Annotated in this window: 11 protein-coding genes; 10 read left to right on the top strand and 1 reads right to left on the bottom strand. The window is 70.1% G+C overall.

Annotated elements, in window-relative coordinates:
- Positions 1-70: 70 nt before the first annotated feature.
- From ACQPZX_RS16590 to ACQPZX_RS16545, 10 genes are all read left to right on the top strand, one after another.
- Complete coding sequence (locus ACQPZX_RS16590; protein ID WP_433381156.1) at positions 71-2,077, top strand: acyclic terpene utilization AtuA family protein; 2,007 nt, start codon at positions 71-73, stop codon at positions 2,075-2,077.
- Positions 2,074-3,669 carry an acyl-CoA carboxylase subunit beta gene (locus ACQPZX_RS16585; RefSeq protein WP_433381153.1) on the top strand — a complete coding sequence of 532 codons (1,596 nt, stop codon included), beginning with the start codon at positions 2,074-2,076 and terminating at the stop codon, positions 3,667-3,669. The genes ACQPZX_RS16590 and ACQPZX_RS16585 overlap by 4 nt, the downstream gene beginning before the upstream one ends.
- Positions 3,670-3,695: 26 nt before the next feature.
- Positions 3,696-5,603: a biotin carboxylase N-terminal domain-containing protein gene (locus ACQPZX_RS16580; protein ID WP_433381150.1), complete on the top strand. Its 1,908-nt coding sequence runs from the start codon at positions 3,696-3,698 to the stop codon at positions 5,601-5,603.
- Positions 5,600-6,205, top strand: a complete 606-nt coding sequence (locus ACQPZX_RS16575; RefSeq protein ID WP_433381147.1) for a TetR/AcrR family transcriptional regulator — start codon at positions 5,600-5,602, stop codon at positions 6,203-6,205. Before ACQPZX_RS16580 ends, ACQPZX_RS16575 begins: the two co-directional genes overlap by 4 nt.
- Before the next feature lie 54 nt (positions 6,206-6,259).
- A complete protein-coding gene (locus tag ACQPZX_RS16570; RefSeq protein ID WP_433381144.1) occupies positions 6,260-6,829 on the top strand; it encodes a hypothetical protein in 570 nt (189 codons plus the stop codon).
- 92 nt (positions 6,830-6,921) lie between these two features.
- Complete coding sequence (locus tag ACQPZX_RS16565; protein ID WP_433381141.1) at positions 6,922-7,611, top strand: DivIVA domain-containing protein; 690 nt, start codon at positions 6,922-6,924, stop codon at positions 7,609-7,611.
- Between the two features lie 323 nt (positions 7,612-7,934).
- Positions 7,935-9,107 carry an aldose epimerase family protein gene (locus ACQPZX_RS16560; protein WP_433381138.1) on the top strand — a complete coding sequence of 391 codons (1,173 nt, stop codon included), beginning with the start codon at positions 7,935-7,937 and terminating at the stop codon, positions 9,105-9,107.
- 1 nt (position 9,108) lies between these two features.
- Positions 9,109-10,239 carry a sugar ABC transporter substrate-binding protein gene (locus ACQPZX_RS16555; protein ID WP_433381135.1) on the top strand — a complete coding sequence of 377 codons (1,131 nt, stop codon included), beginning with the start codon at positions 9,109-9,111 and terminating at the stop codon, positions 10,237-10,239.
- The gene (locus ACQPZX_RS16550) at positions 10,236-11,270 is read left to right on the top strand and encodes an ABC transporter permease (protein WP_433381132.1); all 1,035 of its coding nucleotides are present in this window, start codon (positions 10,236-10,238) and stop codon (positions 11,268-11,270) included. Before ACQPZX_RS16555 ends, ACQPZX_RS16550 begins: the two co-directional genes overlap by 4 nt.
- Complete coding sequence (locus ACQPZX_RS16545; protein WP_433381129.1) at positions 11,270-12,022, top strand: ATP-binding cassette domain-containing protein; 753 nt, start codon at positions 11,270-11,272, stop codon at positions 12,020-12,022. Before ACQPZX_RS16550 ends, ACQPZX_RS16545 begins: the two co-directional genes overlap by 1 nt.
- On the opposite strand, the gene ACQPZX_RS16540 is transcribed toward ACQPZX_RS16545, so the two are convergent.
- A complete protein-coding gene (locus ACQPZX_RS16540; protein WP_433381126.1) occupies positions 12,023-13,138 on the bottom strand; it encodes an FAD-dependent oxidoreductase in 1,116 nt (371 codons plus the stop codon).
- Between the last annotated feature and the right edge of the window lie 7 nt (positions 13,139-13,145).

The raw sequence follows: 13,145 nt of genomic DNA, 5'->3' as shown, positions 1-13,145 counted from the left end.
CGGTAGCTTTCCGGGCTGCCCAAAAACAAGCGCGCTTGCTTGTTTTTCCCGGCTGTGCGAGCCTCGGCGAATGATCCGCATCGGCAACTGCTCCGGCTTCTACGGGGACCGGCTCTCCGCGATGCGGGAGATGCTGGAGGGCGGCGATCTCGACGTGCTCACCGGCGACTACCTCGCCGAGCTGACCATGCTGATCCTCTCCCGCGACCTGCGCGAGGACCCGCAGGCCGGGTATGCGCGAACCTTTCTGAGCCAGCTGCGGGACTGCTTGCGGCTCGCGCTCGACCGCCAGGTGCGCATCGTGACCAACGCGGGCGGGGTGAACCCGTCCGCTCTCGTCTCCGCGATCCAGTCGGTTGCCGCCGAGCAAGGGCTCTCCCCTCGGATCGCGCTCGTGCGCGGCGACTCGCTCGGGCCGGGATCGCACGCTTATCTCGGGGCTTTCGGGATCGCGCGGGCCATGTCGGCGGACATCGTCGTGACCGGGCGCGTAACCGACGCCTCCCTGGTGATCGGGCCGGCTATCGCGCACTTCGGCTGGGGCCGCTCTTCTTATGATCAGCTAGCCGGCGCGACCGTGGCCGGCCATGTGATCGAGTGCGGGACGCAGGCAACCGGCGGCAATTACCCATTTTTCACCGAAATAAGCGACCTGATGCGACCGGGGTTTCCGATCGCGGAGATCTTCGAGGACGGCTCCAGCGTCATCACGAAACACCCCGGCAGCGGCGGCGCGGTCACCGTCGGGACAGTCACGGCCCAATTGGTGTACGAGGTGCAGGATGCGCGCTACGCCGGACCGGACGTGACAACCCGCCTGGACAGCGTGACCCTGCGGCAGGAGGCCCCCGACCGGGTGGCGATTTCTCCCGTACGCGGTGAGCCGCCCCCGCCGGACCTGAAGGTCTCCCGGACGCGGGTAGGCGGCTTCCGCAACGAGATGACGGTCGTGCTCACCGGCCTGGACGTCGAGGCGAAGGCCGTCCTCTTCCGGCAGCAGTTCGAGGCCGGGCTGACGCGGCGGCCCGCGTCATTGACCTGGACGCTCGCCCGGCTCGACGTCACCGACGCCCCCACCCAGCAGCAGGCGTCGGCGCTGCTCACGGCCGTCGCCCGCGACCCCGACCGGCGCAACGTGGACCGAGCCTTCAGCAACGCCGCCGTGGAGGTGGCGCTGGGTTCGTATCCGGGCTTTTTTGCGACTACGCCGCCGGGTGGGGCGCATCCGTATGGCGTTTTCACCGCCGGCTATGTGCCGCAGAACGAGCCGGTGCACGAGGTGGTGCTGCCGGACGGCGCCGTCGAGCGGATCCCCGCGCCGCCGACGTTTCAGGCCCTCGAGCCGCTGCTCGGACCGCCGCTGGTCGCCTCGCCCGAGCCCGCCGCGCCCGGCCCCATGTCGCCCAAGCCGGACCAGCCCGAGGCCGCCCTGGCCGAATCAGCGCAGCCCACCCAGCCCGAGCCCGCGCAGCCCGCCCAGCCCGAGCCTGCGCAGCCCGCCCAGCCCGAGCCTGCGCAGCCCGCCCAGCCCGAGCCCACGCAGCCCGCTCGGGGCGAGCCCGCGGGGTCGGAGCCCACCCCGTCCTGGGCGGGGCCGAGTCAACCATCCGGGTCTGACACTTTTTCGGTTTTGTCCACAGGGGGCGGTCCGCAAGCCTCCCCCACCCGTTCTCGGGTGGGGCCGAGTAGAGCACCTGGGTATGACAAAACCGGGGAGATTTCCACAGGGGGGAGCCGGCGGCTGCCGCTGGGCACGGTCGCGGGGGCGCGCTCCGGCGACAAGGGTGGCGACGCCAACGTCGGGATCTGGGTGCGCCGGGCTGACGCGTACCCGTGGCTGGAGAATTTGATCTCTGAGGAGACGGTGCGTGAGCTGCTTCCGGAGACCGCGGAGTTGCCGGTGCGCATCACGCGGCTGCCGAACATCTACGCGGTCAACGTGGTGATCGAAGGGCTGCTCGGTGAGGGCGTGGCCTACAACGCCCGGTTCGACCCGCAGGCCAAGGGGCTGGCGGAGTGGCTGCGCTCGCGGCACGTCGACATTCCGGTTCGGCTTCTGGAGGAGGAGGCGCGGTGACCGTCCTGCGGTCCACACTCGACACTTCATCGGCGGAGGCGCGGGCGGCCCGGGAGGCCATGCTGGCGGCGCTGGCGGAGATCGGCGCGGAGACGGCGAAGGCCGTGGCGGGGGGCGGCGAGCAGGCGGTGGCCCGGCATCACGCGCGCGGGAAGATGACCGCCCGGGAGCGGATCGAGCTGCTGCTGGATCTGGACTCGCCGTTCCTGGAGCTGGCGGCGCTGGCGGGCTACGGCTCGCCGTTCAACGTCGGCGGCAGCGTGGTGGCGGGGATCGGGGTGGTCAGCGGGGCGGAGTGTCTGCTGGTGGCGAACGACCCGACGGTGAAGGGCGGGTCGAGCAACCCGTGGTCGTTGCGCAAGACGCTGCGGATGCACGAGATCGCGCTCGCCAACCGGCTGCCGCTGATCGCGCTGGTCGAGTCGGGCGGGGCGGACCTGCCGACGCAGAAGGACGTGTTCATCCCGGGCGGGGCGGTGTTCCGGGATCTGACCCGGCTGTCGGCGGCGGGGATCCCGACGATCGCGCTGGTGTTCGGCAATTCCACGGCCGGCGGGGCCTATCTGCCGGGGATGAGCGACCACGTCGTGATGATCGAGAAGCGGTCGAAGGTGTTTCTGGCAGGGCCGCCGCTGGTGAAGGCGGCCACCGGGGAGGAGTCGGACGACGAGTCGCTCGGCGGGGCGGAGATGCACGCCCGCGTGTCGGGGCTCGCCGATCACTACGCGGTGGACGAGCGGGACGCGATCCGGATCGGGCGGCGGATCGTCGCCCGACTCAACTGGGAGAAAAGCGGCAAAACGCCCGCCGAGAGCAAGCCGCCACGGCTCAAAACGGGGGAACTCCTCGACATCGTCCCGCCCGACCTCAAAACGGCGTTCGACCCGAGGGAAATCATCGCGAGGATCGTCGACGACAGCGACTTCGACGAGGTCAAGCCCCTGTACGGCACCAGCCTGGTCACCGGCTGGGCGAGGCTGCACGGCTACCCGATCGGCATCCTGGCCAACGCCAACGGCGTCCTGTTCAGCGAGGAAGCGCAGAAGGCGGCCCAGTTCATCCAGCTCGCGAACCGCTCCCGCACCCCGCTGCTGTTCCTGCACAACACCACCGGTTACATGGTCGGCCGGGAGTACGAGCAGGCGGGCATCATCAAGCACGGCGCCATGATGATCAACGCGGTGTCCAACTCGGCCGTCCCGCACATCTCGGTGCTGATCGGCAACTCGTACGGCGCCGGCCACTACGGCATGTGCGGCCGCGCCTACGACCCCCGCTTCGTCTTCTCCTGGCCCAGCGCCCGCTCGGCCGTGATGGGCGCCCAGCAGCTCGCCGACGTCACCTACCTGGTGTCGAAGGCGTCGGCGCTGTCCCGCGGCCGGCCCTTCGACGAGGACGGCGCGCAGGTCGTGCGCCAGATGATCGAGCAGCAGATCACCGCCGAGGCGATGCCGATGGTGCTGTCGGGGATGGTCTACGACGACGGCATCATCGACCCCCGCGACACCCGCGACGTGCTCGGCATCGCGCTGTCCGCCATCCACTCGGCCCCGATCCAGGGCGCCGAGTCCTACGGCGTCTTCCGGATGTGAAGGAGGTGAAGGAGGTGAGGCAGAAAATGATCACAAGCGTCCTGGTAGCCAACCGCGGCGAGATCGCCCGCCGCGTCTTCGCGACCTGCCGGCAGCGAGGGCTCGCCACGGTCGCCGTCTTCTCCGACGCCGACAAAGACCAGCCGCACGTACGGGAGGCCGACAGCGCGATCAGGCTGCCCGGTTTGTCCGCCGCGGACACCTACCTCCAAGCCGACCTGATCATCGCCGCCGCCAAGAAGGCGAATGCCGACGCCATCCACCCCGGATACGGCTTCTTATCGGAAAATGCCGATTTTGCCCGGAAGGTCAAGGCGGCCGGCCTTACGTGGATCGGCCCCACCCCCGAGGCCATCGAGGTCATGGGCTCGAAGATCGAATCCAAGCGGCGCATGGCCGTCGCCGGCGTCCCCGTGCTCGACCGTCTCGACGTCGCCACGGTCAAGAAGGAAGACCTCCCGATCCTGGTCAAGGCCTCGGCCGGCGGCGGCGGCCGGGGCATGCGCATCGTCCGCGCCCTCGACGAGCTGCCCGACGCCGTCGCCTCCGCCGCCCGCGAGGCCGCCGCCGCGTTCGGCGACCCCACCGTCTTCTGCGAGCGTTACCTCGAGCGCGGCCACCACGTCGAGGTCCAGGTCATGGCCGACGAGCACGGCACGATCTGGGCGCTGGGCGAGCGCGAGTGCTCCCTGCAGCGCCGCCACCAGAAGGTCATCGAGGAGGCCCCGTCCCCGCTGGTCGAGCGGATCGGCGGCGACCTGCGCGCCCGCCTGCTCCGGGCCGGCCGGGACGCCGCGGCCGCCGTCGGCTACCGCGGCGCCGGCACCGTCGAGTTCCTCGCCGACGAGGCCGGCAACTTCTGGTTCCTCGAGATGAACACCCGCCTGCAGGTGGAGCACCCGGTCACCGAGTGCGTGACGGGCGTCGACCTGGTCGGCCTGCAGCTCGACGTCGCGGCGGGGCGCAAGCTGAGCGGTCCGGAGCCGAAGATCGACGGGTACGCGATCGAAGCGCGCCTGTACGCCGAGGACCCCGCCGCGGACTGGCGGCCGCAGACCGGAACCCTGGTCACCTTCGACATCCCCACGACCGACGGCATCCGGCTCGACTCGGGCGTCGAGAGCGGCAGCGTCGTGGGCACCCACTACGACGCCATGCTCGCCAAGGTGATCGCGTACGGGAATGACCGGGAGACCGTGGCCCGCCGGCTCGCCGCGACCCTGCGCCGCTCCCGCATCCACGGCGTCACCACCAACCGCGACCTCCTGGTGGCCAGCCTCCTGCACCCCACGTTCCTCGACGGCACGGCGAGCACGGCTTTCTATGCCGACAATCTCCCGGCGACGCTGGCCCCAAAGAGCGACGCGAGAACAGCCGCCGTGGTAGCGGCGCTAGCGGACTGGGCGATCAGCAAGGGACGCGGCTTCCGCAACATCCCTGTCGGCCACCGCAGCCGGTCCTACCACCACGGCGAGGACGAGATCGAGGTGCGCTACCGGTTCGGTCGCGAGGGCCTCGAAGTCGACGGCATGGCGGCATCGCTTGTCGAAGCAGCAGCCGACCGCGTGGTCCTGGAGGTCGACGGCGTCCAGCGCACCTGGTTGGTGGGCCGATACGGCGAAGACGACGACGTGTGCCTGGTGATCGACGGCCCGCAGGGCTCGGTCGGGCTGCGCCGGGTGCCGCGCTTCCCCGACCCGGCCGCCCAGATCCCCTCCGGCGCGCTGGTCGCCCCGATGCCCGGCACCGTCGTGCGGGTCGGCGCCAAGGAGGGCGACCAGGTCACGGCCGGACAGCCGCTGGTCTGGCTGGAGGCGATGAAGATGGAGCACGCCGTCCACGCCCCGGCTGACGGCGTCCTGGCCTCGCTGCCGGTCGTCGTGGGCCAGCAGGTCACCCAGGGCACGCCGCTCGCGGTCGTGGCGCCCGCATGACCGAGCTCGCCGGCACCAAGCAGGACCGCAGCCGCGCCACCCGCCGCCGCCTGCTGGAGACGACGATCCGCTGCCTGGCCACCCACGGTTGGGAGGTCTCCACCGTCGGTTTCATCGCCGCCGAGGCCGGCATCAGCCGGGGCGCGGTGCAACACCATTTCCGTACGCGGGAAGCACTCATCCTCGCAGCGCTGGAGCACATGTTCGAGGAGCGGGCCGCGCTGCTCGACGCCCTGCCCGAGCCCGCACCGGACAGCCCCGAGCGGGTCCACGCCGTGGTCGGCGGCCTGGTCGAGGCCATCATCGGCGGTGACCTGTTCCGCGCCGCCCTGCAGGTCTGGTCCGTCGCCGCCGCCGATCCCGCGCTGCGCCTGGCGGTGCTGCCCCTCGAACGGCGCTTCGCCCGCGGCGTCCACGAGCGGGCCGTGCGGCTGCTGGGCGCCGACGACAGCGACCCGTCGGTCCGTGCCCTGATCCAGGCGACGCTCGACATGGCCCGCGGTCTCGCGCTGGCCGACGTGCTCACCGACGACTCCCGGCGGCGCGCCCGGGTGGTGCGGGCGTGGTCGGGCCAGCTGGCGACGGCGCTGTCCCCCGCCTGATTGACACCATTGACGCGTACGCATAGGTTCGGCCCCCTTCGACCGGGAGTGACGATGCCTTTCGATGTTGCGCGCCGCGCCGCCGCTGCCGCTGCCGCCCTGCTGGTGCTCGCCGTCGCGGCGTGCGGCGGCAACAGCCCCGCCACGCCCCAGCCCACCCAGGCCCCGCCCGTCTCGGCGAGCGCCGAGCCCTCGTCCGAGGCGCCGCCCTCGGCCTCGGCCTCCGCGCCGGTCACCCTCCCGACAAGCGAGAGCCCGCCACCCACCGCCACCGCCACCGCGTCGGTCAAGGGCGTCAAACTGGTCAAGCAGGGCGGCATCGCCGGCATCGACCAGAGCATCGAGGTCAGGTCCGACGGCTCCTGGCAGCGCTCCAGCGACGGCAACGTCACCTCCAGCGGCAAGCTGACCGGCGATCAGATGGCCCAGCTGCAGAAACTCCTCGCCGACCCGCGGCTGCCGGCCGAGGGCAAGCAGCCCACCGGGCTCGGCCGGTGCAGCGACGCGTTCGTCTACGTGCTCACGTCCGGGAAAACCGTGATCCGCTACACCGCATGCGGCCAGACCGACAAGCCCGCGGTCACGATGAAGATCATCGAACTGCTACAAAACGCCGCAAAGTAGCGTGAGTGATCACGCCCACCGGGCGGACGCACAGGTGGGGTGCGTACGATATTGCGCTGCACCACCGAGACGAACCAAACCCGAGGAGCACGATGCCGCTCACTCCAGCTGACATCCACAACGTGGCCTTCAAGAAGCCACCGATCGGCAAGCGTGGATACGACGAGGAAGAGGTCGACGCCTTCCTCGACGAGGTCGAGCAGGAGCTCATCCGCCTGCTCGAGGAGAACGGCGCCCTGCGGGACCGGATGGACCGCGGCGGCGGTCCCGCCCCGGCCGGCGCGGCCTCGACGATGGTGATGAGCTCCGAGCTCGCCGAGCTGTCCGCGCAGCTCGAGCGCCTCGAGGAGGCCCGCGCCCGCGCCGAGCAGAACGCGCGGAGCATGCAGGCCCAGCTCGAGCGGGCCCGCGCGGCCACGCCGTCCGGGTCGTTCGCCCAGGTGGGTGACGACGAGCGGAACTCGCGGGTGCTCATGATGGCGCAGCGCACCGCCGACGAGCACATGCGCGACGCCCAGCGCGAGACCGAGTCGCTGATCACCAGCGCCCAGTCGAAAGCGGAGCAGATCACCAGCGAGGCCCAGCTCAAGGCCGCGACCATCGAGACCGACGCCCGGCGCAACCACACCGAGGCGATGAGCCAGATCGGGGCCAAGCGGGCCGCGCTGCTCGACGAGATCGAGCGGCTGGGCCAGCTCGCGCAGAGCTACCACCAGGCGCTGAGCAGCCACGTCAACCAGCAGCTGCAGGAGCTCAACAGCGCGCCCGACGCGCAAGCCTGACGACACACAAACGAAGGCCGCCCTCACCGAAAGGGGGGCGGCCTTCGTCGTACGAAAGTATTGATTCTTTAAAAGCGGAAACGCACCAAAACCGCAATTCAAAAGATCGACAAATACCACTGTTGACATTGCCAGAGAGCAAATTGTAGCGTCGACTCCGCGCTCTTGGTTTCGCCTATGTTACTGGCCGGTTTTCCCGTTGGGCCAGGCGAAGCGCTCCTCTCCCCACCTCGGGGTGTCGACTCCCCCTCCCCGTGGTCGCCCTCATTGCATGCTGCCCTGCCACGCGAAGGGCGTGGCGCCGCTGAGAGAGGCGAGGCACGATGCACAAGATTTCCCTGGGCCGGACCGCGGTCCGGCTCGGCGCGGTGATGCTGATGATCGGTGGCGTGGGCGTGGTGTCCGCGTCCACCTCGTACGCCGGCGGATCCGCGACCATCACGAAACGCGCGTTCGGCACGCTGGCCGGCGGCGAGAACGTCGACATCTACACGCTCACCAACAACGGCATCCGCGTCAAGATCCTGACGTACGGCGGCATTCTCCAGTCGATCGAGATGCCCGACAAACACGGCCGCACCGCAAACGTGGCGCTCGGCTTCGACAATCTCGCCGATTACGTGGCGAAGAGCCCGTACTTCGGCTGCATCACCGGCCGGTACGCCAACCGGATCGCGCTGGGCACGTTCACGCTGGACGGCGTCACGTACCACCTGCCGATCAACAACGACCCGAACAGCCTGCACGGCGGCACGGTCGGCTTCGACAAGCACGTCTGGGCCGCCACCCCGATCAAGACCCACGACGCAGTGGCGCTGAAGCTGCAGTTCACCAGCCCCGACGGCGACATGGGATACCCGGGCGAGCTCAGGGCGACGGTCACCTACACGCTGACCCGCAATCACGGCATCAAGATGGACTACGTCGCCACCACCAACAAGGCGACGATCATCAACCTGACCAACCACAACTACTGGAACCTGGCCGGCGAGGGCACGGGCACGATCGACACGACCAAGCTCCAGCTGAACGCGAGCCGCTACACGCCGGTCGACGCGACGCTGATCCCGACCGGATCGCTCGACCGGGTCGCCGGCACCCCGATGGACTTCCGCAAGGCCACGGCCATCGGCGCCCGCAACCGCGACGGCTTCCCGCAGCTGGTGATCGGCCGCGGTTACGACCACAACTGGGTGCTCGACCGCAAGGACCCGACCTTCCGCAAGCTGGAGTTCGCGGCGCGGGCCACCGACCCGGCGAGTGGGCGGCAGCTGACGATCTACACGACCGAGCCGGGAATCCAGTTCTACGGCGGCAACTTCCTGGACGGCACGCTGGTCGGCACAAGCGGTCACATGTACCGGCAGGGCGACGGCTTCGCCCTGGAGACGCAGCATTTCCCGGACTCGCCGAACCACGCGAACTTCCCGTCGACGGTCCTGCGGCCCGGTCAGACGTACCGCACCACGACCATCTATCAGCTCGGCGTGGCGTGACATGCCCGAGATTCCCGAGGTCGTCGAGCGGGCGGCCGCGCAACTCGATCCCCGCGGGGTGACCCGCCGCCGGCTGCTCGCCGGCACCGGCCTGGCCAGCGCGTCGCTCGCGGCAACGGGGCTACTCTCCGCGTGCAGCCAGGACGACACCAAGACCAGCTCCGACGCGATCGGGAACTTCCCGAAGACGCCGAACTGGAAATTCGTCTTCGTCAACCACGTCACCACCAACCCGTTCTTCACCCCGACCCAGTACGGCGCCGAGGACGCGTGCAAGCTGCTCGGCTGCTCGTACCAGTGGACGGGCTCGCAGAACTCGGTGGTGGCCGAGATGGTCAACGCCACCAACACGGCGATCAGCGGCAAGGCCGACGGCCTGGCGATCGCGGTGGTCGACAAGTCGGCCTTCAAGGCGCCGGTCGACCAGGCCCTGAACGCCGGCATCCCGGTGGTGTCGTACAACGCCGACGGCGCCCGCGACGACCCGGGCACCAACCGGCTCACGTACGTCGGCCAGGGTCTTTTCGACTCCGGCTACGCCCTCGGGCAGCGCGCGCTGAGCCAGGTGCAGTCGGGCGACGTGGTGGGGTTCATCGCCACGCCGGGGCAGCTCAACATCCAGCCGCGGATCGACGGCGCGCAGCAGGCGTTCAAGGACGCCGGCGGCGCGGTGAAGTTCACGGCGGTCGCCACCAACGCCGATGTCACCAAGGGCCTGTCCATCATCGACGCGTACGCCCAGGGGCACTCCGGCCTGGCCGGGATGCTCGCCGTGGACGCCGGCTCGACCCAGGCCGTCGGCCAGACGGTCAAGAAGTACGACATGCGCGGCAAGGGCCTGAAGGTGGCCGGGGGCTTCGACCTGATCCCGGAGACCCTGGCCTCGATCAAGTCCGGCGATCTCGACTACACGATCGACCAGCAGCCGTACCTGCAGGGCTTCCTGCCGGTGCTCTACCTCTACCTGTTCAAGGTCTCCGGGGGCCTCATCTCGCCGCCGCAGACCAACACGGGCCTGCTGTTCGTGACGAAGGACAACGTCGCCCAGTACCAGAACACCCAGACCCGCTACGAGGGCTCGTCCACGGACGTCAAGCTCGTCGAGCGGTCCGGACCCATCGCCCACGCATGACCGGGACCCTTCCCAGGCAGCAGGAGACGCCGGCCCAACGCGACCGGCGTCTCCTGACGCTGCTCCGCCACGGCGGCACCGTGCTGGTGCGCTGGCGCGAGGCGAGCGTCCTCATCGTCGCGATCGCCATGGCGATCTACTTCCGGGCGTCCAACGACGTCTTCCTCACCCACGACAACCTGCGCAACATCGCGCAGGCCACCGCGCCGGCCGCGATCGTCGCGGTGGGCATCGTGCTGCTACTGGTCTCCGGCGAGATCGACCTCTCGGTCGGGGTGGTGGCGGCGCTCGCGCCGTTCCTCGTCCACTACGCCGTCGACATCTACGGGATCCCGGTGATCCCGGCGTTCCTGATCGCCTTCGCCATCTCGGCGTTCATCGGGTTCTGCAACGGCTTCATCGTCACCAAGTTCAAGGTGCCGTCGCTGGTGGCCACGCTCGGCTCGTACTACCTGCTGCTCGGCATCCTGCTGACCACCTCGCACGCCTACCCCGCGCAGATCCCCGAGGAGGCCCAGGGCAAGATCCAGACCATCTTCGGTGCCGGGGACTGGTCGTCGCTGATCTGGTGCCTCGGCGTCGTCGCGGTCTATCACGTGGTGCTCACCCGTACGCGATGGGGTCTGCACACGATCTCGGTCGGCGGCAACCTGATCGGCGCGACCGAGGCCGGCATCCGGGTGAACCGCATCAAGATCGGCAACTTCATGATGGCGGCCATGCTCGGCGCGCTGGCCGGCATCCTCGAGGCGTTCCGGATCAACAGCATCGACCCGAACATCGGCGGCGGCACCGCGCTGACCTTCACCGCGATCTCGGCGGCGGTCATCGGCGGCACCGCGCTCGCCGGCGGCTCGGGCACGGTGATCGGGGCGCTGCTCGGCGCGCTGATCCTGGCCGAGCTGCAGAACGGCTTCAACCTGATCGGCATCAGCGCGAACCCGTTCAACATCATTCTCGGCTCGGCGATCCTGCTCTCGATGATCGCGAACCAGTACCTGTCGCGCCTGCGGCGAACCGGAGGCACGTGATGACCGATGTCCTGCAGGTCGAGCACGTGGCAAAGCGGTTCGGCGCGCTGACCGCCCTGCGCGACGTGTCGCTGCGCCTCGAACAGGGCGAGGTGCTCGGCCTGATCGGCGACAACGGCGCCGGCAAGTCCACCCTCATCAAGGTCATCTGCGGCTATCACCGGCCGGACGCCGGCCGCATCGTCGTCAACGGCGAGGAGGTGGTGCTGCGCAGCGTCGACCACGCCCGCTCGCTGGGGATCGACACGGTCTACCAGGGACTCGCGCTGATCAACGAGCTCTCCGTCTTCCACAACATGTTCCTCAACCGGGAGCTGAGGGTCGGCCCACTGCTCAACAACCGGGCGATGCGCCGGCTGGCCCGGGCCCACCTGGAGGACATGGGTGTCAACATCCCGAACGTGAGCTCCGAGGTCGCCAAGCTCTCCGGCGGCCAGCGGCAGGCCGTGGCGGTCGCCCGCGCCGTCTACTCCGACGCGAAGATCCTGCTGCTCGACGAGCCCCTCGCGGCGATGGGCGCGAAGGAGGGCGCCCTGATCCTCGACCTGATCCGCGACCTGAAGGCGCGCGGCGACGTCTCGGTCATCATCATCGCCCACAATTACGCCCAGGTCCTCGACGTCTGCGACCGGGTGAACCTGCTGCAGCACGGCGCCATCACCTTCGACAAGCCCACCCCGGAGGTGACCCTGGACGAGCTGACCGAGCTGGTGGTGGCCGAGTACCGAGCCCGCCGCCGCGGCGGCGCCTGATCACGGCACCTCGGCGGCCCGCCGCGAGAAGAAGCGGACGATGTCGTCCGCCGCGGTCGGCGACAGCATCATCGCCTGGATCCGGGCCGACATCTCGGCGATCGGGTGGATCCGGGCGAACATCTCCTCCTCGTAGGCCCGGATCGCGGAGTCCGGGTCGGCGGCGATCGCGCCGGCCAGCGAGGCGGCGAGCGAGGCGCCGTCGAGCATGGCCTGGTTGGCGCCCTCGCCGACCGGCGGCATGAGGTGCGCGGCGTCGCCGATGAGGGTGATTCCCGGCCGGTGGTCCCAGCGCGTGCCGGTGGGCATCGCATCGATCCGGCGCGGGTTCGGATCGCCGTCGCCGGCCTGGATGAGCGCGGTGAGGCGGGGATCCCAGCCGTCGAAGATCTCCAGCAGGGCCCGCTTGCCGCGGTAGGCGTCCAGGTCGCGATCGTCCGCGGGCAGGGTGATCCCGACCCGGATGCTGCCGTCGCCGAGGCGTTGCGCCGCCAGGATCCGGCTCACTCCCATGCACCAGAGATTTCCCGGGCCGACCAGGCCGGCCACGTCTGGCCGGGGGTCGCCGATGGTCAGCTCGACCAGGGTGGCCACGGGCGACAGCTTCGCATCGGTCAGCAGCGGCCGGACGGCCGAGCGCGCGCCGTCGGCGCCGACGAGGAGGTCACAGTCGGCGCTACGGCCGCCCTCGAACGTCAGCTCGAAGCCGCCGCCGGGTCGTGGCGCCGCCGCGACGATCCGGTGGTCCCAGGCCACCGCGTCGCCGGGGAGCGCATCGAGCAGAAGGTCGCGCAGCACGCGGCGGTCGATCTCGGGACGCCCTGCGAAGGAGCCGGGCTCCGGCACGTGGTGCACGAGGGTGCGCCCGGCCGGGTCGAGGATGCGATGCTCCTCGCCCTCCGGCCGCGCCTCGGACCGGAACGGGGCGGTGAGGCCCGCCTCGGCCAGGGCGTGCTGCCCGGACTCCGGGTGCAGGTCGAGCATGCCGCCCTGCGAGCGCGCGGATCGGCTCGGCTCGCGCTCGTAGACCACCGCGCCGATGCCGTGCCGGTGCAGGATGCGGGCCAGGGTCAGGCCGCCGAGGCCGCCACCGGCGATCGCGATGCGCATCGTCATCTCCTTA

Source organism: Actinoplanes sp. CA-142083 (genome assembly GCF_050942195.1).
Classification (GTDB): Bacteria; Actinomycetota; Actinomycetes; order Mycobacteriales; family Micromonosporaceae; genus Actinoplanes.
Note: the sequence above shows the minus strand (reverse complement) of the source record. Positions and strands in the feature narration are given on the sequence as shown.

Excerpts from the sequence above, each read along its gene's own strand:
- ACQPZX_RS16575 (WP_433381147.1), top strand. The coding sequence starts at position 5,600 with ATGACCGAGCTCGCCGGCACCAAGCAGGACCGCAGCCGCGCCACCCGC.
- ACQPZX_RS16565 (WP_433381141.1), top strand. The coding sequence starts at position 6,922 with ATGCCGCTCACTCCAGCTGACATCCACAACGTGGCCTTCAAGAAGCCA.
- ACQPZX_RS16580 (WP_433381150.1), top strand. The coding sequence starts at position 3,696 with ATGATCACAAGCGTCCTGGTAGCCAACCGCGGCGAGATCGCCCGCCGC.
- ACQPZX_RS16555 (WP_433381135.1), top strand. The coding sequence starts at position 9,109 with ATGCCCGAGATTCCCGAGGTCGTCGAGCGGGCGGCCGCGCAACTCGAT.
- ACQPZX_RS16590 (WP_433381156.1), top strand. The coding sequence starts at position 71 with ATGATCCGCATCGGCAACTGCTCCGGCTTCTACGGGGACCGGCTCTCC.
- ACQPZX_RS16570 (WP_433381144.1), top strand. The coding sequence starts at position 6,260 with ATGCCTTTCGATGTTGCGCGCCGCGCCGCCGCTGCCGCTGCCGCCCTG.
- ACQPZX_RS16550 (WP_433381132.1), top strand. The coding sequence starts at position 10,236 with ATGACCGGGACCCTTCCCAGGCAGCAGGAGACGCCGGCCCAACGCGAC.
- ACQPZX_RS16545 (WP_433381129.1), top strand. The coding sequence starts at position 11,270 with ATGACCGATGTCCTGCAGGTCGAGCACGTGGCAAAGCGGTTCGGCGCG.
- ACQPZX_RS16560 (WP_433381138.1), top strand. The coding sequence starts at position 7,935 with ATGCACAAGATTTCCCTGGGCCGGACCGCGGTCCGGCTCGGCGCGGTG.
- ACQPZX_RS16540 (WP_433381126.1), bottom strand. The coding sequence starts at position 13,138 with ATGACGATGCGCATCGCGATCGCCGGTGGCGGCCTCGGCGGCCTGACC.